The organism is Gordonia sp. LMA484 (assembly GCF_058129505.1).
Window position 1 is genome coordinate 3,494,767 of record NZ_CM176700.1, and the last position, 18,049, is coordinate 3,512,815.

19 protein-coding genes are annotated in these 18,049 nt (G+C 67.1%); 10 read left to right on the forward strand and 9 right to left on the reverse strand.

Translation table 11 applies throughout. The annotated features are described in order from the left end of the window. Nucleotides 1-34 precede the first annotated feature (34 nt). Nucleotides 35-1,312 (reverse strand): serine hydroxymethyltransferase, encoded by a 1,278-nt coding sequence (gene glyA / locus AC4AMJ_RS15375; RefSeq protein ID WP_489900804.1) that lies wholly within the window; start codon nucleotides 1,310-1,312, stop codon nucleotides 35-37. Between the two features lie 26 nt (nucleotides 1,313-1,338). Next, complete coding sequence (locus AC4AMJ_RS15380) at nucleotides 1,339-2,571, reverse strand: DUF885 domain-containing protein (protein WP_489900283.1); 1,233 nt, start codon at nucleotides 2,569-2,571, stop codon at nucleotides 1,339-1,341. A 52-nt stretch (nucleotides 2,572-2,623) separates the two neighbouring features. Here AC4AMJ_RS15380 and coaA point away from each other — a divergent pair, with 52 nt between their 5' ends. Further along, nucleotides 2,624-3,565: a type I pantothenate kinase gene (gene coaA, locus AC4AMJ_RS15385; protein ID WP_489900282.1), complete on the forward strand. Its 942-nt coding sequence runs from the start codon at nucleotides 2,624-2,626 to the stop codon at nucleotides 3,563-3,565. A 14-nt stretch (nucleotides 3,566-3,579) separates the two neighbouring features. Here coaA and AC4AMJ_RS15390 read toward each other — a convergent pair whose 3' ends face one another. Then, a complete protein-coding gene (locus AC4AMJ_RS15390) occupies nucleotides 3,580-3,954 on the reverse strand; it encodes a cupin domain-containing protein (protein WP_489913127.1) in 375 nt (124 codons plus the stop codon). A 58-nt stretch (nucleotides 3,955-4,012) separates the two neighbouring features. Here AC4AMJ_RS15390 and AC4AMJ_RS15395 point away from each other — a divergent pair, with 58 nt between their 5' ends. Continuing rightward, on the forward strand, nucleotides 4,013-4,465 hold the full coding sequence (locus tag AC4AMJ_RS15395; protein WP_489913129.1) for a MarR family winged helix-turn-helix transcriptional regulator: 453 nt from the start codon (nucleotides 4,013-4,015) through the stop codon (nucleotides 4,463-4,465). A gap of 10 nt (nucleotides 4,466-4,475) precedes the next feature. On the opposite strand, the gene AC4AMJ_RS15400 is transcribed toward AC4AMJ_RS15395, so the two are convergent. Beyond that, complete coding sequence (locus AC4AMJ_RS15400; RefSeq protein WP_489913131.1) at nucleotides 4,476-4,961, reverse strand: carboxymuconolactone decarboxylase family protein; 486 nt, start codon at nucleotides 4,959-4,961, stop codon at nucleotides 4,476-4,478. After that, on the reverse strand, nucleotides 4,958-5,713 hold the full coding sequence (locus AC4AMJ_RS15405; protein ID WP_489913133.1) for an SDR family oxidoreductase: 756 nt from the start codon (nucleotides 5,711-5,713) through the stop codon (nucleotides 4,958-4,960). The genes AC4AMJ_RS15400 and AC4AMJ_RS15405 overlap by 4 nt, the downstream gene beginning before the upstream one ends. 81 nt (nucleotides 5,714-5,794) lie before the next feature. Between AC4AMJ_RS15405 and pdxR the strand changes: the two genes are divergently transcribed. Continuing rightward, the gene (gene pdxR, locus AC4AMJ_RS15410; protein WP_489913135.1) at nucleotides 5,795-7,267 is read left to right on the forward strand and encodes a MocR-like pyridoxine biosynthesis transcription factor PdxR; all 1,473 of its coding nucleotides are present in this window, start codon (nucleotides 5,795-5,797) and stop codon (nucleotides 7,265-7,267) included. A gap of 29 nt (nucleotides 7,268-7,296) precedes the next feature. Here pdxR and AC4AMJ_RS15415 read toward each other — a convergent pair whose 3' ends face one another. Further along, nucleotides 7,297-8,079 (reverse strand): isoprenyl transferase, encoded by a 783-nt coding sequence (locus AC4AMJ_RS15415; protein WP_489900276.1) that lies wholly within the window; start codon nucleotides 8,077-8,079, stop codon nucleotides 7,297-7,299. A gap of 47 nt (nucleotides 8,080-8,126) precedes the next feature. Here AC4AMJ_RS15415 and trhA point away from each other — a divergent pair, with 47 nt between their 5' ends. The 4 genes from trhA (at nucleotide 8,127) to AC4AMJ_RS15435 (ending at nucleotide 11,838) form a co-directional block, all read left to right on the forward strand. Then, a complete protein-coding gene (gene trhA / locus AC4AMJ_RS15420) occupies nucleotides 8,127-8,798 on the forward strand; it encodes a PAQR family membrane homeostasis protein TrhA (RefSeq protein ID WP_489900275.1) in 672 nt (223 codons plus the stop codon). Nucleotides 8,799-8,910: 112 nt separating this feature from the next. Continuing rightward, the gene (locus AC4AMJ_RS15425; RefSeq protein WP_489913137.1) at nucleotides 8,911-10,533 is read left to right on the forward strand and encodes an alkaline phosphatase D family protein; all 1,623 of its coding nucleotides are present in this window, start codon (nucleotides 8,911-8,913) and stop codon (nucleotides 10,531-10,533) included. A gap of 103 nt (nucleotides 10,534-10,636) precedes the next feature. Continuing rightward, nucleotides 10,637-11,251: a ClpP family protease gene (locus AC4AMJ_RS15430; protein WP_489900273.1), complete on the forward strand. Its 615-nt coding sequence runs from the start codon at nucleotides 10,637-10,639 to the stop codon at nucleotides 11,249-11,251. After that, nucleotides 11,248-11,838 (forward strand): ClpP family protease, encoded by a 591-nt coding sequence (locus AC4AMJ_RS15435; RefSeq protein WP_489900272.1) that lies wholly within the window; start codon nucleotides 11,248-11,250, stop codon nucleotides 11,836-11,838. The genes AC4AMJ_RS15430 and AC4AMJ_RS15435 overlap by 4 nt, the downstream gene beginning before the upstream one ends. A 3-nt stretch (nucleotides 11,839-11,841) precedes the next feature. Here the strand turns inward: AC4AMJ_RS15435 and AC4AMJ_RS15440 are convergent, their stop codons facing one another. Together AC4AMJ_RS15440 and AC4AMJ_RS15445 are read right to left on the reverse strand one after the other, a co-directional pair. Continuing rightward, entirely contained in the window at nucleotides 11,842-12,195 is a 354-nt protein-coding gene (locus tag AC4AMJ_RS15440) for a helix-turn-helix domain-containing protein (RefSeq protein ID WP_489900271.1), read from the reverse strand. 96 nt (nucleotides 12,196-12,291) lie between these two features. After that, nucleotides 12,292-13,380, reverse strand: a complete 1,089-nt coding sequence (locus AC4AMJ_RS15445) for a 3-deoxy-7-phosphoheptulonate synthase (protein ID WP_489900269.1) — start codon at nucleotides 13,378-13,380, stop codon at nucleotides 12,292-12,294. A 376-nt stretch (nucleotides 13,381-13,756) separates the two neighbouring features. Here AC4AMJ_RS15445 and AC4AMJ_RS15450 point away from each other — a divergent pair, with 376 nt between their 5' ends. Then, nucleotides 13,757-14,395: a LysE family translocator gene (locus AC4AMJ_RS15450; protein ID WP_489900268.1), complete on the forward strand. Its 639-nt coding sequence runs from the start codon at nucleotides 13,757-13,759 to the stop codon at nucleotides 14,393-14,395. A gap of 33 nt (nucleotides 14,396-14,428) precedes the next feature. Here the strand turns inward: AC4AMJ_RS15450 and AC4AMJ_RS15455 are convergent, their stop codons facing one another. Further along, nucleotides 14,429-14,875, reverse strand: coding sequence for an Lrp/AsnC family transcriptional regulator (locus tag AC4AMJ_RS15455; protein ID WP_489900267.1), 447 nt, complete (start codon nucleotides 14,873-14,875; stop codon nucleotides 14,429-14,431). 97 nt (nucleotides 14,876-14,972) lie between these two features. Between AC4AMJ_RS15455 and rocD the strand changes: the two genes are divergently transcribed. Next, the gene (gene rocD / locus AC4AMJ_RS15460) at nucleotides 14,973-17,021 is read left to right on the forward strand and encodes an ornithine--oxo-acid transaminase (RefSeq protein WP_489913139.1); all 2,049 of its coding nucleotides are present in this window, start codon (nucleotides 14,973-14,975) and stop codon (nucleotides 17,019-17,021) included. After that, nucleotides 17,018-17,659: a histidine phosphatase family protein gene (locus AC4AMJ_RS15465; RefSeq protein WP_489900265.1), complete on the forward strand. Its 642-nt coding sequence runs from the start codon at nucleotides 17,018-17,020 to the stop codon at nucleotides 17,657-17,659. The genes rocD and AC4AMJ_RS15465 overlap by 4 nt, the downstream gene beginning before the upstream one ends. The last annotated feature ends 390 nt before the right edge of the window (nucleotides 17,660-18,049 follow it).

The window sequence follows — 18,049 nt, forward strand, 5'->3', positions numbered from 1 at the left end:
TCCGCGTCCGTCATGCACCCACAGCGATGCAGGTTCACACGCGGCTCATCAACCCCCACTCTTCCAGCCCGTCGTAGAGCGGGAAGTCCAACGCGAGCGCCGAGACACGCCCCCGGAGTTCTGACACATCGGCGTCGGCACCCGCGGCCAGGGCGGTGCCGATGATGTCGGCGACCTCGGTGAACTGCTCGTCGCCGAAGCCCCGGGTGGCCAGCGCCGGGGTACCGATCCGCAGGCCCGAGGTGACCATCGGCGGTCGGGGGTCGAACGGCACCGCGTTGCGGTTGACGGTGATGCCGATCTGGTGGAGCAGATCCTCGGCCTGCTGCCCGTCGAGTTGGCTGTTGCGCAGGTCCACCAGCACGAGGTGGACGTCGGTGCCACCGGTGAGCACCGACACCCCCGCCTTGGATACGTCGGCACCGGTCAGCCGCTCGGCCAGGATCTTCGCCCCCGACAGCGTGCGCTGCTGCCGTTCGACGAACTCCTCGCTCCCGGCGATCTTGAGCGCGACGGCCTTGCCTGCGATGGCGTGCATCAGCGGCCCGCCCTGCTGTCCGGGGAACACCGCCGAGTTCAGCTTCTTCGCCCATTCCTGCTTCGCCAGGATCAGGCCGGAGCGCGGCCCGCCGAGGGTCTTGTGCACAGTCGTCGACACGACGTCGGAATGCGGCACGGGAGACGGATGCAGGTCGGCTGCCACGAGTCCGGCGAAATGCGCCATGTCCGTCCACAGGTAGGCGCCGACCTCGTCTGCGATCGACCGGAAGGCCTCGAAATCCAGGGTCCGCGGGTAGGCCGACCACCCGGCGCAGATGACCTTCGGCTTGGCCGCGAGCGCGATCTTGCGCACCTCGTCCATGTCGATGCGGAAGTCTTCCTTGCTGACCCCGTAGGACTCGATCTCGTAGAGCTTGCCGGAGAAGTTGAGCCGCATGCCGTGGGTCAGGTGTCCGCCGTGGGCGAGGTCGAGCCCGAGCATCTTCTCGCCCGGGTTCATCAGCGCCATCAGCACCGCTGCGTTGGCCTGGGCACCCGAGTGCGGCTGGACGTTGGCGAAGTCGGCGCCGAACAGGGCCTTGGCCCGGTCGCGCGCGATGTCCTCGACGACGTCGACGTATTCGCAGCCGCCGTAGTAGCGGCGGCCCGGATAGCCTTCGGCGTACTTGTTGGTGAGCACGCTGCCCTGCGCCTGCAGCACCGCCCGGGGGACGAAGTTCTCCGAGGCGATCATCTCGAGGGTGTCGCGCTGCCGGCTCAGTTCGCCGTTCATCGCCGCTGCCACATCCGGGTCGAGCTCGGCCAGGGACATCGAATTCACGCTCATGACAGACAAGTCTATGGGCCGGGCCTTTCGATCCCGAGTTCGGCTCTCAGCTGCGCCGGGGTCAGCGGCTCGTCGAGCAGCCGGCCGAACCGGGTGAGGCGGTCGTCGGCTGGCGCCGCGTCGAGCCACTCACCGAGCAACCGGTACCCCTCGACATAGGTCGAGATGTAGGCCCGCCACAGCGGTGAGGTCAGGAATCGCAACATCTGCCGTGCCCGCTCGGTCGGTGCGAGCAACCACTGCTGGAGGAATTCGGCGACCGAATCGTGGTCGGCGCGGCGGTCGTGCAGCAGCAGCGCGGCGTCCTGGCGAACGCCGAGAAGCCCGCTCGACGCCTTGGCCATCCGCTGAGCCCGATCACCGTCGAAACGCAGGCCCAGGTCGGCGTAGATCTCCTGTGCCCAGATCCCCCACTGCGGTCCGATCGCGGCATGCAGCGCGTGGTCGGCGAGCCCTTCGGCCATCAGGCATTGCGGCGTGTTGACCAGAAAGATGGTCTGCTCCTGCTGGCCGGAGCCCACCAGCACCTCCTCCTTGCGGCAGTGCTCGGTGTGATGACCCGGGTAGGCCTCATGGGCGATGAGGTGCGGGAGGGTCGACATGTATTGCGTGAGGTCGGTGTTGATCGCGACACGCGACCGGTAGCCGCCGAGGTAGTAGTTGAATCCCGACCACGGTTTGTCCGAGACCACCTCGAAGTCGACGATCTCGTTGTCGGGCAGCGCATAGGTGCGGCGTACCCGCTCGCGCAACGCGCCGCTGAAGGCCCGGACGCACTCGTCGACCCGCTCGGGCGGGATCTCGTCCGCATGTTTGTACGCGGCGTAGGCCTCGGCAAGCGCGGCACCCGACGTACCCGGCACACCGAGTTCGGTTGCCATGGCAGCGTGCGCGTCCCGGTATGTCTGCGGATCGCCCATCGCGATGTCGACGTCGAAGTAGGAACGCACCTCGTCGACGAAAGCGATCTCCTCCCCGGCGAACTTGCGGGCCGAGCACTCCATCGCCGACAGGTGCGAGCGAACGAATTCCGCGCGCGGGGCGCTCAGGTCCGCGGGCAGGTCCGCCCGTAGGCCGCGTGCGCGGTCGGCCAGATCGGCCGGCGCCGGCGCAGGTCCGTTGGCCACCTCGGCTCGCAACGCCGGGTCGCCGGTGAACGCGTCGACGAATCCCTCCTCGAGCCGATCGAAGGCGAGACCGAGGCGTAGATAGTCGGTGACCAAGGACGACGTGGGTGTGGTCATGTTCGGAGGCTACCGACAGTCCGGGCAAACGTGCGCCCTAAGCTGTAGGACCATGGCACGCGACACGACCGGGCGGGATCCCAGTCTGTATCTGGAACTCGACCGTCGGCAATGGCGTGAACTGCGCGAATCGATGCCATTGGTACTGACCGACACAGAGCTGCAGCAGCTCGTAGGACTCGGCGAGCAGGTCGATCTCGACGAGGTCGCCGACGTCTACCTCCCGCTCTCGCGTCTCATCCATCTGCAGGTCGCCGCGCGGCAGCGGCTGTTCGCGGCGACATCGACCTTCCTCGGCGAACGCCAGACCAACCGGCAGGTGCCGTTCATCATCGGGATCGCCGGGAGCGTGGCCGTGGGCAAGTCCACAACGGCGCGCGTTCTCGCCGCGCTGTTGGCCCGATGGGAATCGCACCCCAAGGTCGATTTGATCACCACCGACGGATTCCTGCTGCCGACGGCCGAGCTGGAGCGTCGAGGCATCATGCACCGCAAGGGATTTCCGGAATCCTATGACCGACGCGCCCTGCTCCGGTTCGTCACCGAGGTGAAGTCCGGGGCCCATGAGGTCACCGCACCGGTGTACTCTCACATCGCGTACGACCGGGTGCCTGATGTGAAACATTATGTGCGACAGCCGGATATCTTGATCCTCGAAGGGCTCAACGTCCTACAGACCGGAGAGACGCTGATGGTCTCGGACCTGTTCGACTTCTCGGTGTACGTCGATGCCAAGACCTCCGACATCGAGCAGTGGTACATCTCCCGGTTCCTGAAGATGCGCTCCACCGCGTTCGCCAACCCCGAATCACACTTCCACTACTACTCGACGCTCACCGACGAGCAGGCGACCATCGCCGCGCGTGACCTGTGGACCTCGATCAACCTGCCCAACCTGAACGAGAACATCCTGCCGACCCGACCACGGGCGACGCTGGTGTTGCGCAAGGACGCCGATCACGCGATCAACCGGGTGCGTCTGCGCAAGCTGTGACCCGGCGGTGCCGCTCATCTCGCCCAGGGCGGACTGATCCGTTCGCCGGTGGGTACCGTCGCACTGAGGCCGACCACCGTCGTCACCCACAGGACCGCCGCCGTGTCACCCGGATTGCTCAGGCACACAGCCGTTCCCGCCGGAACCAAGATCACCGACGATGGATAGACGGTCGATGAATCCCCGTCCAGCGTGATCGTGGGCGAGCCGGCCAGCACGAGGAACACCTCCTCATGATCGACGGTGTGCGTGGCGCCCATCTGGCCCGGCGCCACCGTGGTCCGCCACGCGCAGAGTTCTCGGCTACCGCTCGACGGCGCGACGTATGACTCGAAACGTGAGCCGTGCATATCGTGGACCGTGCGTTGACCCGCATCGAAGACCGGCATTGCACTCACCTTCAATAGACAGTATGACTGTCTTTAATCAGACAGCTAAACTGTCCATATGTCAAGCGCTTCGATGCCCTCCGCCGATTTGCTCACGCTGCTGATGCGCGCGAGTTCGGCCGTGGCCGAACGGATCAATGCCGCCGTGGTGGATGCCGGGAACCCGGGACTGCGACCCGTTCACGGACTCGTGTTCACCCGCATCGCCGCAGGTGGTGCGTCGATCAACCAGATCGCCGACCATCTCGGGATCACCAAACAGTCCGCTGCCGCGATCGTCGACGGCCTGGAGGGCAGCGGGCATGTGTCACGTCGGCCTCACCCGTCCGACCGCCGGGCCTGGCTGGTCGAGCTGACGCCGCGCGGTCGAGAGGTGACCGCGGTCGCCGCCGACGCCCTTCGGCGCGAGGAGTCGACGCTCGAGGACGTCTGCGGCGCCGACTGCGCGCGAATCGTCGGTGACGCATTGCGATACCTCGGCGGGGACACCAAACCACGACCGGTCTGGTGACCGGACGGTGTCAGCGCAGCCGACGCTCGTCCAGACCGGCCGGATAGCGTCCGGCGACCGCGATGCGGTTCCAGGCGTTGATCATCACGATGGATGCCACCACCTGACCCAGCTCGAATTCATCGAAAACCGCTGCCGCCCGGTCGAAAACGTCGTCCGGAACACCTCGCTCCCCCAGCCGCGTGACGCATTCGGTCAACTCCAGCACTGTTTGCTCGCGTTCCGAGAACAGATGTCGCGCTTCCCACCACACCGAGACCATCCCCAACGCGATGGGGTCCATCCCGGCTGCAACGGCATCGGAGAGATGCATGTGGAGGCAGTACGCGCACCCGTTCAACTGTGACGCCCGGACCCTGATGAGTTCGTTGAGCTCGGCGGCCATCCCCTCCGACGACGCCCGCTGCAGCGCGACGAGCGCCTTGTAGACGCCCGGGTTGCTGTGCGGCATCCACATACGACGAGTGTCCGGCAGAGTCTCAGGAGTCGTGCTCATGCCGCGAACTCCCGCTCGATCCACTGGTCGAGTGTCGTCGTTGCGATCACCGACGGCTCGGCAGGGACGAGGCTGCCGTCACGGATCGGTGCTCCGCCGACCTTGATCCCCACCACCCACTTCGGCGAACCTGCCTTGCGCGCAATCGCTTTCCCGACGTCGGCGAGGTCGAGTACATCCGGCCCGGCAACCTCGACATCGCCGGACGATCCCGATGTCACGGCGTCCGCGAGGGCTTGCGCTGCGTCGTCCGCAGACAGTGGACGGCACCGCATGTGCGGAACCGCCGCGATCGGCCCGAGGCTCAGCGTGCGCATCATCTGTCGGGCCAGTTCGAAGAATTGAGCCGAGCGCACGATGATCAGGCGGTCGGCGTCCACGTTGTCACGATATGCCTTCTCCTGAGCGGCTTTACCCTGGTAATAGCCGAACTTGGCGTTCACGGCCGGGTCCGCCGCGTTGATGATCGACAAACAGATCACCCTCCCGACGCCGGCCACCCCGGCCGCCGCGGAGACATTGCGCGCCACGGTGCCGAAGAAATCGATCGCCTTCTTCGCACTCGTCGTGGTGATATTGGTGCAGTCGACCACCGCATCGACACCGACCACTGCGTCGGCGAGGCCGGTCCCCAGATACGCGTCCACTCCCGCCGTCCGATGCGCCGCCACGACCTCGACACCACGCTCTCGCAGGCGGGCGGTGAGCGCGGTGCCGATCTCCCCGCTCGCGCCGAGCACAACCACTTTCATGACCTTCCTCCTGTGTCTCCGCCGGTTTCTCCATATCCACGGTAAGCCCGGATTGGATCACAAAAGTGGTTCAATTCCAGCATGGAGAAGAGTGTCAATCCGGATCCCTGGGACGCCGTGGCCCGTCGTCTCGGAATCGACCTCTACCTCGACCTCCAACCCGATCCCACTGCCGGCGCCCGTGGGCGCGGGGCGCGACGGCGCAGGTCACTGGCCGACGCACTGCGTGAGGCCATCGGCGACGGCCGTCTGGAACCGGGGACGCGCCTGCCGCCCTACCGCTCGTTGGCCGCCGATGTCGGTCTTTCCCGTGGCACCGTCTCGGCGGTGTATCAGGAACTGATCGCCGAGGGCTGGCTCGTGGCGCGTCAGGGCGCCGGCACCCGGGTCGCCGACACGATCCGGCGACAGTCGCCGGCGACTGTCGCCGCGCATTCTCGACAGCGCGTCCCGAAGCACGATTTCGGCCTGGGGCAACCGAATCCGTCCCTGTTCCCGCGAAGCGACTGGATCTCATCGACACGCCGGGCCATCACCGGGGCACCCGACGGCGCCTTCGGACCCGGCGACCCGCAGGGCAGTGCAGCCCTGCGCCGATCACTCGCCGGCTACCTCGCGCGGGCCCGTGGAGTGCGCACCGAACCCGACCGGATCGTACTCACGACATCGGTCATGCACGCCCTGGAGCTGTTGTCCCGCACGGTCTTCGGCGACGAGATCGCGGTGGAGAGCTATGGACTGCCGTTTCATCGACAGAACATCGAACGCGCTGGGACGCGCACGACATCGCTGCCGATCGACGACGGTGGCGCGATCGTCGACTCGCTTCGACCGCGGCACTCGGCAGTGCTGTTGACGCCGAGCCACCAATTCCCCACCGGCCTCGGACTCTCGCCGTCGCGCCGCGCCGAGGTGGTGGACTGGGCCCGCGTCAACGGCCGGTTGATCGTCGAGGACGACTACGACGGGGAGCTACGGTATGACCGGGAACCGGTGGGAGCCCTGCAGGGGCTGGGCCCCGATGTGGTGATCTACACCGGATCGGTGAGCAAGAGCCTGTCCCCGGCCGTGCGCGTCGCCTGGTTGGTGTTACCTGACCATCTGGTCGACAAGCTGCTGTGGGTCAAGGGGATTCGTGAAGCCGATGCGAGCATGGTCGATCAGCTCGTGCTGGCCGACCTGATCGAGAACGGGGCATATGACCGGCACATCCGCCGCAGCAGGCAGTACTACCGGGACCGTCGCGACCGCCTCACCTCGCGTCTCGCCGATATCGGCATCGTGCTTCCCGGGATCGCCGCAGGCCTGCACGCGGTCATCCCGGTGCCGGTCGACGTCGAACAGGCCGTGTTCGACGAGGCCATCCGACGCGGCTTCGCGCTCGCGCCGCTGTCGATCTTCCGACATCCCGAGACACCCGGCGACGCGGGACCGGGGACACCGCACACCGACCGCGGCGGCATCGTCGTCGGGTTCGGCACCCCACCGGCGTCGTCGTTCTCGACCGACCTCGACGCACTCGTCGCACTGATCGCCGAATACGTCAGCGGTTGACAGTGGTCGACGCGTAGTGGCCCTGTCCTCTACTTGCCGAACCGCCGACTGCGCGCCGCGTAGTCCCGCAGTGCCCGGAGGAAGTCGACACGCCGGAACTCGGGCCAGTAGGCATCGGTGAACCAGATCTCGGAATAGGCGCTCTGCCACAGCAGGAAACCGGACAGGCGCTGCTCGCCCGAGGTCCGGATCACCAGGTCTGGATCCGGCTGCCCCTTGGTATAGAGGTTGCGGTCGATGGCATCGACGGTGACCGCATCGATCATCTGCTGGGCGCCGTCGCCGTTCGCGAGCCGTTCGTGCAGCAGGGACTGCACCGCGTCGACGATCTCCTGCCGTCCGCCGTACCCGACCGCGACGTTCACGTTCATCCCGACCCGATCCCGCGTGCGGTCCGACGCCGTCTCCAGACGTTCGGCCACCTTCAGGGGCAGTTGCGACAGGTTCCCGACGATGCGGACCCGCCAGTTGCCGGTCGGGCCCGAGATCTCGTCGACGATATCCGGCACGATCTCCATCAGCGCGTCCAATTCGTCGGAGGCACGCTGCAGATTCTCGGTGGACAGCAGATAGATGGTCACGGTCGAGATGTCCAGATCGGCACACCAGGTCAGCATCTCGGCGATGCGCTGAGCACCGACCCGATGTCCGTGACTGACGTCCTCGAAACCGGCCTCGCGCGCCCATCGCCGGTTCCCGTCACAGATGATCGCGACATGGCGCGGGAGTCGGGTGGTGTCCATCAACTGGATGAGCCGACGCTCGTAGACGCGCAGCATCGGCCGCCGGGCCCGATCGGGAAGAAGTTTCATCGCTGCCTGATCATATCGGCTCCAAAAGTTACGGTAGCGTAGGTTTGGTGAGCAGCATTGCAGAAGACCTCGCGGCGGTCGTCAAACCCCGACTACGAGGTGTGATCCACCAGTACTCGGCGTGGGTCGCCGTGTGCGCCGGCGTGGCCGTGATCATCGGCGCCGCCGTGCTGCACGGGCCCGGCGCAGCGGTGGCGTGCGCGATCTATGCGCTGACCACCTTCGGCGTGTTCGCGGTGAGCGCCAGTTACCACCGCATCCCTTGGCGCACGCCGCGAGCACAGATCCGGATGAAACGCGCCGATCACTCGATGATCTTCCTGTTCATCGCGGGTACCTACACGCCGTTCTGTGCGCTCGCACTGCCGGCCGGCGTCCGATGGTGGGTGCTCGGCATCGTCTGGATCGGTGCGATCGCCGGGGTCGCGCTCAAGATCGCGTGGCCCACCGCGCCCCGATGGCTGGGGGTGTCGCTCTACACACTGCTCGGTTGGGTGATCATCGCGGTCGCTCCGGTGCTCGTCGCCCATGTCGGATGGCTGGTCATCGCGCTCCTGTTGCTCGGTGGCGTGTTCTACACGGTCGGTGGAGTGCTCTATGCCGTCCGGTGGCCGAATCCGTGGCCGGCGACCTTCGGCCACCACGAGGTCTTCCATGCGTGCACCGCGGTCGCGGCACTGGCCCACTACGCCGCGGTCTGGCTGGTGCTGACGGCCTGACGGCAGGCGCGGGTGTCGCGTACACGGACACACGGACCCTCTTCACCCGAGCGTCATCGACCCGTCAGTCTCCGGTCGGCGGGCGGACAGTCGAGCCTGATCGGCTGTCGGCATGCCCAGCACTGCTGCGCCGATCATGTCGATCTCGGCCGACAGGTCGTTGCGTGTCGGCCCCACCCGTCGCCACTTCCTCACCTGGGCGGGTGTCGCCGCCGGTCTCGCGTTCACCCCGGGTCTGCTCGGGGACACCGCCGTCTCGTCGGGTTCGCCACGCGCCGGTGATCGGCTGTTCACGCTCGGCGTCGCCTCCGGCGACCCGCTGCCGGACTCGGTCGTGCTGTGGACGCGCCTCGCGCCGGCGCCCCTGGTCCGCGGCGGCGGGATGGGTGTCGCGCCCGTAGCGGTCGATTGGGAGCTCGCCGCCGACGAATCCATGTCCCGCGTGCTCCGGCGCGGGCGGGTGATCGCGACTGCCGACGACGGACACAGCGTGCACATCGATGTCCGGGGACTCCAGCCGGCACGCGAGTACTTCTACCGATTCCGCGCAGCGGCCGACATCTCCGACATCGGCCGCACCCGGACCGCACCGGCACCTCGGTCGTCCGGTCACATGATGACCTTCACGTTCGCCTCGTGTCAGTCGTGGGCCGACGGGTTCTACGTCGCCTACGACGACATGGCCGCCCACGCGCCCGACGTGGTGTTCCATCTCGGCGACTACATCTACGAAAAGCCGATCCCCGGCGACGGCGGGCGGCGGCGCACCCGGATCATGCCGGAATCGGCCGCGCGCGAATGTCTCGACATCGCCGACTATCGCGAGCGATACGCGCTCTACAAACTGGATCCACACCTGCAGCGCATCCACCGGACCAGCCCCTTCATCACGGCGTTCGACGACCATGAGGTGGACAACAACTGGGCCGCGGACATCCCGGAGGACGGGATGCCGGTGCCCGCGTTTCTGGTGCGACGGGCGCACGCACTCAAGGCCTGGTGGGAGAACACCCCGGTCCGGCTGACCCAACGGCCTCGCGGGGCCGACATCCGGGCCTACCGCCGCTTCGGTTTCGGCCGGCTCGGCGAGTTCCACGTCCTCGACACGCGTTCCCACCGAAGCGATCAGGCCAACGGCGACAACGACTCCGCGCAGGACGCCGCGACCGCAGACCCACGCCGGACGATCCTCGGCGCCACGCAGGAACGCTGGCTCCTCGACGGATTCACACGAACCCGGGCACAGTGGAACGTTCTTGCACACCAGACCACCATCGCCGACCTCGCCCGCGATCACGGGGGCGTGCGCGCGGTGAGCATGGACGGCTGGAGTGGGTACGAGGCATCCCGGACCCGCATCCTCGACGGCGCCCGGATCCGGGGCGTACCCAATCTGGTGTCGATCGTCGGCGACATCCACCGGAACGTGGTCGCCGACCTGCGCACCAGCTACCGTCGCGAATCACCCACCGTCGGTGTCGAATTGGCGGCGACGTCGATCTCCTCGGGCGGCGACGGCCGGGACAGCGACGATCCGGACCGCGCGCTCAAGGCGGCGTCGCCGCACGTGCGATTCGGCAACGCCCAGCGCGGCTATGTTCTCAACCGGCTGCGCCCGGATCGGTGGGAGGCGGAGTTCCGGGTGGCCGACTCGATCGGCACACCCACCGCCCGACTGCATCGGCGCGCCACCGTCACCATCGGCGACGCCGACCCCGCCGTCGACGTCGTCTGAGCCGCGAATCAGCGTCCGCACCGAATTCTGCCGTCGGCAGCACCACGCTGCCCACGGCAGCACACGGCTGCGGGATCACGGACTCCCCGTGCAGGCTTCGATCATGAGCGATGACAGACAACCACTCCCCCTGAAGAAGCGGACGGCAGAAAGCCTACTGAGCCAACGCATCCTGATGCTCGACTCGGCGCTCGACGACGAGATCGGCAGCCAGCTCTGCGCCCAGCTCGTGATGCTGGCATCTGAGGATCCGGTCGCCGACATCGGACTGTGGATCAACTCTCCGGGCGGCTCGGTACCGGCCATGCTCGCGATCATGGACACGATGCAACTCGTCCCGAACGACGTGAGCACGGTCAACCTCGGCATGGCCTACAGTGCCGGACAGTTCCTGCTGTGCTGTGGGACCCGCGGCAAACGGTTCACCCTCCCGCACGCAAAGGTGTTGTTGCACCAGGGTTCCGCGGGGATCGGCGGCTATGCACCGGACATCGAGTTGCAGGCCGACGACCTCCGTCATGTCCGCGACACGGTGTTGAGGATCATCGCCGAACAGACCGGCCGGCCGCTCGAGACGATCTTCGCCGACTCGCTGCGTGACCACGTGTTCACCGCGGCGGAGTCGCTCGAGTACGGGTTCGTCGACCACGTCGTCGATCACCTGGCCCAGATCCGCCCGCTGACACCGGCATCCACCGGATTCGGGGTGAGCAGGTGAGTACCTACACGATTCCCAACGTGATCAGCCGTACGCCGCAGGGCGAGCGTGTGATGGACGTCTACAGCCGGCTGCTCGATGACCGGATCATCTACCTCGGCACCGAGATCGACGACGGCGTGGCGAACGCCCTGATCGCACAGATCCTGCATCTCGACTCCGACAATCCCGAGGCGCCGATCGAGCTCTACATCAACTCAACGGGCGGGTCGGTGATGGCGACCTTCGCGTTGTACGACACGATGCAGTACTGCCATGCCCCGATCGCCACGACCTGTGTCGGGCAGGCGTTGTCGTCGACAGCCCTGCTGCTGGCCGCCGGGACCCCGGGGCGGCGGTCGGTGTTGCCGCATGCCCGCGTGTTGCTGCATCAGCCGTCCGGGCAGGGACGCGGCACGATTCCCGATCTGATCCTCGCGGCCGAGGAGATCCTCCGCATCCGGGAGGAGATCGAGAAGGCGATGAGCAGGCACACCGGTCAGGACGTCGAGACGCTCCGACGTGACACCGACCGGGACCGGGTGCTGCGCGCCGACGAGATCGTCGCCTACGGCATCGCCGACCAGATCATCGACAACACCCGATGAGGCTCACGCGGCCAAGGCCACCGGCCCCCGTAGGTCGCGCATCGGCACCACCGCGGGGACCGATACGAGGTGCGGGGTGGCCCGCAGGACCGGCACCGGAGCCATCCGGGACAACTCGCGGGCGACCTCGCGGGTCAGGTCGAGCAGGGTCAGTCCGAGCGCACCGGACACCGCCGCCAACAATTCCGACGACGCGTCCTTGCGCCCTCGCTCGAGTTCGGAGAGATATTGACTGGACACTCCGGCGCGCCTTGCGGTCTCCACCAGGCGCTCACCGCGCTCGTGGCGGTGTCGGCGGATGATCCGGCCGGTCACCTCACGCCACAGCGGTTCCGTTTCCGGGAGTCGGCGGTCCATGAAGCGATGGTAGGTCGGCGCCGGCCGGACGCACCGCCGGTTCTGCTATGAGCAGAACCGGCGGCCACTCACCACACTCCGTGTCGGACGTCGCGGTCAGCTGCGGGCCAGCGCCGCCAGCACGGTGGCGCTGGCCTCCCAGTCCATGCACTTGTCGGTCACCGACTGACCGTAGGTCAGCGGCCGGGCGTCGGGCGACTGCGCGCCGGCTTCCAGGAAGCTCTCCAGCATGACTCCGCTGATCCGTGGCGTCTCACCGGCGGCACGGGCGGCCCGCACCGATTCGGCGATCTCGCGGGCCACCTCGGCCTGACGCACGTGGTCCTTGCCCGAGTTGGCGTGCGAGCAGTCGATCATCACGCGTTGCGGCAGGTCCGCCTTCCCCAACGCCGCAACGGCACCGGCGATCGACTCGGCATCGAAGTTGGGGCCGGCGGTGCCACCGCGCAGGATCACATGGCAGTCGTCGTTACCGGCGGTCTCCACCACCGATCCATGGCCGAAGTCGTCGACTCCGAAGAAAACGTGCTGGGCGGCCGCGGCCTTCACACCGTCGATCGCCACCTGAACGTTGCCGTCCGTGCCGTTCTTGAATCCGATCGGCATCGACAGACCGGACGCGAGCTGCCGGTGCACCTGCGATTCCGTGGTCCGCGCGCCGATGGCTCCCCACGCGACCGCATCCGCGATGTACTGCGGGCTGGTCGGCTCCAGGAACTCACACCCGACCGGCAACCCGAGATCGATGATGTCCAGCAGCAACGAGCGGGCAGTGCGCAGGCCCCGCTCCACGTCGAACGATCCGTCCATGCCGGGATCGTTGATCAGACCCTTCCACCCGACGGTGGTGCGCGGCTTCTCGAAGTACACCCGCATGACGATCTTGAGACGGTCGGCGTGATCCCGCGCCAGCGGTGCCAGGCGACGCGCGTAGTCGAGGGCGGCGATCGGATCGTGCACCGAGCACGGACCGACGACCACGAGCAGGCGCTCGTCGCGACCCGCGAGGATGGCAGCGATCTCGTCCCGGTCGGCCTGCACGGTGAGCGCACGTCGTGACGTCAGCGGCAGCTCGCTGCGAATCGTGTCCGGCGAGGGGATGGAACGGAAGGACTTGATCCGACGATCCGAGGTCGATTCGGCGGTCGTTCCTCCGCCAGCGGTCAAGTCTTGGATGGTGGTCACGTCATGCCTTTCGGGGTCAGGCCCTGGTCGTTGCGGGTGGCCCCTGGTTGCTCATGGAGCTATTGCTCGTGGTGAACCGGAGGCCTGAAATGACGAAAGCAGCAACCGATTGGTTGCTGCTCGGGGCTCCGGGTGTTTACGCGCGCGACAGTCAGTGCTTCATCGCGGCCCCACCCGGAGCCTCGATAAAGCGCCAATAGACGCGTGCGGTCTTCATCACGCCGAATAGGCTAACACGACACTCGTCGACGACAAATTGCGTCCCGATCGGGTTGGACGCACGCGCGGTCCATCGGGGTCAGGGAGACACGATCGCGAAGCCGCGCCGATCGATGAAGTGCAGTGTCCGTGCGACCACGGCGATAAGATGCGCTCCATGCCGACCACCCACCAGATCGCGGCGTTCGCGGTGGCCGCGTTCGTGATCATCGTGATCCCCGGCCCCAGTGTCGTCTTCGTGGTCGGACGTGCGCTGGCACATGGCCGACGCACCGCACTCGCAAGCGTGTACGGCAACAGCCTGGGGCTGCTGTTCGTGCTGGTCTTGGTCGCGGGCGGCCTCGGGTACGTGGTGCAGGCGTCTGCCGGTGTGTTTCTGACCATGAAGCTGGTCGGCGCCGGTTACCTCATCTGGCTCGGGGTCCAGGCGTTCCGTCACCGCACATCGCTGCTGTCAACGGCGGATCCGGCGCTCTCCGAGGGCGTTCCAACGGGACGCGCGATCGGCCAGGGCTTCGTGGTCGGGGCGACGAATCCGAAGGCCTATCTGATGTTCGCGGCGGTCATCCCCCAGTTCATCGACCGGTCAGCGGGTCATGTCTCCGCGCAGATGTTGCTGCTGGGCCTGATCGCCTTCGTCATCGGTCTCACCTCGGACAGCATCTGGGCGCTTGCGGCGGGGCAGTTCCGTTCGTGGTTCGTCTCGTCTCCGAGTCGAGCGTCGGCTGTCGGCGCGACGGGAGGTCTGTCCATGATCGGACTGGGGGTCGGGCTGGCCGTCTCCGGGCAGCACTGACCGACGGGAGTTCGCGGACAGAAGCGTCGGTCACTACGGATGCCCGCGATCGATCAGCTGGCTCAGCACGATGATCGACTCGGAATGGTCGACGGGACCGGCACTGCGGATTCGCTCCAGAGCCTGTTCGAGATGACGCACATCCCGAGCACGCACCCGGAGGATCGCGTCGGCCTGTCCGGTGATCGTGGCGGCGCTCACCACTTCCGGAATCGGCTCCCACGCCTCCTTGAGCGCCTCCGGTGAGATGTTGCCCCTACACGACACCTGCACGTACGCCTCAGTGGTCCACTGCATCGCATAGGGGTCGATCACGGCCGTGAAGCCTTTGATGACGCCGTCGTCGACCAGTCGGTCCACTCGACGCTTCACCGCCGGAGCCGACAGCCCCACCGCGTCACCAACCTGCGCGTACGTCGCGCGCGCATCACGAGTCAGGCACGCCAGTACCTTTTCGTCCAGATCGTCCAGCTGGCGCAATGTTTCTCCATCGTCAGGTACTCATACGTTTATCCGTTGCACAAATGCGCAATGTTCGTCGATTGATTGCATTCACGGTCCACGATAGCGTCGATTCATGACGATCACGAGCCCTTCCTTCGTGTCCGCAGATCGGCGATCCGCCCGTCTGCGCACCTATGCGATGACTCCGCCGGTCCATTTCACGGTCTCCTACGCGATCAATCCCTGGATGGACCCGGCCGTCCCGGTCGACACGGAATTGGCGATCAGCCAGTGGCTCGCACTTCGCGAGGTCTACGAATCGCTGGGGCATACCGTGCACACCGTCGACCCTCATCCAGGGCTCCCGGACATGGTCTACGCGGCCAACGGAGGGTTGAGCCTGGCGGCCGGCACGATCGCGGCGCGGTTCGCCTTTCCCGAGCGCGGTCCCGAGGGAGACCACTACGCCGACTGGTTCGCCGCCAACGGCCGCGGGCCCGTGCACCGGACCGAGGGAATCCAGGAGGGCGAGGGAGATTTCCTGGTGGTCGGAGGGCACATCCTCGCCGGAACCGGGTTCCGGACCCATCGCGACACCCACGCCGAGATCGCGGAACTCGCCGGAATGCCGGTCGTCACGCTCGAACTCGTCGATCCGCGCTTCTATCACCTCGACACCGCGCTCGGCGTCCTCGACGACGAGACGATCGCCTACTACCCGCCGGCGTTCTCGGAGACGTCGCGCGCGGTGCTCGCCGACCTGTACCCGAACGCGATCCTCGCCTCCGATGATGACGCCGCCGTACTGGGCCTGAACCTGGTGTCCGACGGTCGCCACGTCGTCATGACCGACGGGGCCCCGCAGCTCGCGACCGCGGTGCGCGCCGCCGGTTTCGAGACCATCTGCGTCGACCTGTCCGAGCTGCTCAAAGGCGGCGGTGGCGTCAAGTGCTGCACCTTAGAATTGAGGAGCACCGACAAGGAGGTCGCCGTGCAGACTCTCGTTGAACCCCATGTGGCGCATAACTATTCACCTCTTCCGGTGTCGGCCGCGACGGCCGAAGGAGCCTGGATCACCGACGTCGATTCGCGGCGCTACCTCGACTGCCTGGGCGCGTACTCGGCCGTCAACTTCGGTCACCGTCACCCGCGGATCGTCGCCGCGGCGATCGAGCAGATGAACCGGGTCACGCTGACCAGCCGGGCATTCCGATCAGATCGACTCGAGCCGTTCTGTGCGGCACTGGCCACGTTGTGCGGCAAGGACATGGTGCTGCCGATGAACACCGGCGCCGAGGCGGTCGAGTCCGCGATCAAGGTCGCTCGCAAGTGGGGTTACGACGTCAAGGGCGTACCCGACGGCATGGCGAACATCATCGTCGCGAGCGGCAACTTCCACGGCCGAACGATCAGCATCGTCAGCTTCAGCGACGACCCCGACGCGCGGAACGGGTTCGGTCCGTTCACACCCGGGTTCACCCGAGTGCCCTACGGCGACGCGGAGGCGATGGCGGCCGCGATCGACGACAACACCGTGGCAGTGCTCGTGGAACCCATCCAGGGTGAGGCCGGCATCATCGTCCCGCCGGACGATTACCTGCCCCGGGTCCGGTCGATGTGCGACGAGAACAATGTCCTGATGATCGCCGACGAGATCCAATCCGGCCTCGGTCGCACCGGAAAGACCTTCGCGGTGCAGCACTGGGACGTCCAACCCGACGTGTACACGCTGGGCAAAGCCCTCGGTGGCGGCATTCTGCCGGTGTCGGCGGTGGTCGCCGACAGCGTTATCCTGGGCGTGCTCCATCCCGGCGAGCACGGCTCCACCTTCGGCGGCAACCCGTTGGCCGCGGCGGTCGGACACACGGTCGTCGACATGCTCGCCGAGGGCACCTGGCAGGCCCGGGCCGCCGAGCTCGGCGATCGGATGCACGCGCGGCTCCGGGGGCTGGTCGGGCACGGCGTGGTCGCGGTCCGCGGCGTCGGCCTGTGGGCAGGCATCGATGTGAACCCCGAACTCGGCACCGGCAAGGACATCTGCCTGCGGTTGGCCGACCGCGGTGTGCTCGCCAAGGACACCCACGGCTCGACCCTGCGGCTCGCACCGCCGCTGGTGATCACCCCCGAAGAGATCGATTGGGCAATCGATCAGTTGGCGGAGGTCGTAGGCTCGGCAGGGTGACCGACGATCGAGGCGAAGTTGTCATCCCGACGAACCGACGCGTGCTGCTGATCCGGCACGGGCAGACCGAGTGGTCATTGTCGGACCGGCACACCGGGCGCACCGACATCGACCTGACCGCGCGCGGCGAAGAGGACGCGCAGGCGCTGGTCGGCATCGCCGACCGGCTCGGATTGGTCGATCCGTACATCTTCGCCTCGCCGCGGAAACGTGCGCGACGAACCGCGCACCTCGCCGGCCTGACGGTCGACGAGGTGGATGATCGGTTCGCCGAATGGGATTACGGCGACTACGAGGGACTCACCCGCGCACAGATCCACGCCGACGGCGACCCACACTGGGCGATCTGGACCTCGGGTGGCCCGCACGGCGAATCGGTCGAGGAGATGACACGGCGCGTCGACAGTGCGGTCGAACTCGTCGAGCATCGGCTGACGAAGTCCGACGTCATCGTCGTGTCGCACGGACACTTCTCCCGGTCCTTCATCTGCCGGTTCCTGGCGTGGCCGATCGCCCAGGGCGCCGCGATCGATCTGCGACCCGCGGGCGCCGCGCTGCTGATGCAGTTGGGACAGGATCGCCGACTCTGCGCCTTGGTGGGCCCCGAGGGCGCGGCGGCCACCCACATGGCGGTCTGACGGTCGCTGCCCCTCACCGCGTCGCCGCTTGCGGAAACGACGCCCCGCCCGCTCACTCCTCAGCAACCGGTGGTTGCGCAAGCCCGCTCCCCAGCAACCAGTGGTTGCGCAAGCCCCGCTCCCCCCGATCCCCAGCAACCGTGGTTGCGCAAGCCCGCTCCCCAGCAACCGGTGGTTGCGCAAGCCCGCTCCCCAGCAACCGGTGGTTGCGCAAGCCCGCTCCCCCCGATCCCCAGCAACCGGTGATTGCGCAAGCCCGCTCCCCCCGATCCCTGAGGAGCCTCCGAGCCTGCGAGGATGCGTCACGAAGGGCCCTTCGTGACGCTCGCAAGCTCGCTCCTCAGGGACCGGGTGGGGACGCTCGCACGCTCGCTCCTCAGGGACCGAGTA

Coding starts and splice junctions, on each gene's coding strand:
- glyA (WP_489900804.1), bottom strand. CDS start 1,312: ATGTCCCTGGCCGAGCTCGACCCGGATGTGGCAGCGGCGATGAACGGC.
- AC4AMJ_RS15380 (WP_489900283.1), bottom strand. CDS start 2,571: ATGACCACACCCACGTCGTCCTTGGTCACCGACTATCTACGCCTCGGT.
- coaA (WP_489900282.1), top strand. CDS start 2,624: ATGGCACGCGACACGACCGGGCGGGATCCCAGTCTGTATCTGGAACTC.
- AC4AMJ_RS15390 (WP_489913127.1), bottom strand. CDS start 3,954: ATGCCGGTCTTCGATGCGGGTCAACGCACGGTCCACGATATGCACGGC.
- AC4AMJ_RS15395 (WP_489913129.1), top strand. CDS start 4,013: ATGTCAAGCGCTTCGATGCCCTCCGCCGATTTGCTCACGCTGCTGATG.
- AC4AMJ_RS15400 (WP_489913131.1), bottom strand. CDS start 4,961: ATGAGCACGACTCCTGAGACTCTGCCGGACACTCGTCGTATGTGGATG.
- AC4AMJ_RS15405 (WP_489913133.1), bottom strand. CDS start 5,713: ATGAAAGTGGTTGTGCTCGGCGCGAGCGGGGAGATCGGCACCGCGCTC.
- pdxR (WP_489913135.1), top strand. CDS start 5,795: ATGGAGAAGAGTGTCAATCCGGATCCCTGGGACGCCGTGGCCCGTCGT.
- AC4AMJ_RS15415 (WP_489900276.1), bottom strand. CDS start 8,079: ATGAAACTTCTTCCCGATCGGGCCCGGCGGCCGATGCTGCGCGTCTAC.
- AC4AMJ_RS15425 (WP_489913137.1), top strand. CDS start 8,911: ATGCCCAGCACTGCTGCGCCGATCATGTCGATCTCGGCCGACAGGTCG.
- AC4AMJ_RS15430 (WP_489900273.1), top strand. CDS start 10,637: ATGAGCGATGACAGACAACCACTCCCCCTGAAGAAGCGGACGGCAGAA.
- AC4AMJ_RS15440 (WP_489900271.1), bottom strand. CDS start 12,195: ATGGACCGCCGACTCCCGGAAACGGAACCGCTGTGGCGTGAGGTGACC.
- AC4AMJ_RS15450 (WP_489900268.1), top strand. CDS start 13,757: ATGCCGACCACCCACCAGATCGCGGCGTTCGCGGTGGCCGCGTTCGTG.
- rocD (WP_489913139.1), top strand. CDS start 14,973: ATGACGATCACGAGCCCTTCCTTCGTGTCCGCAGATCGGCGATCCGCC.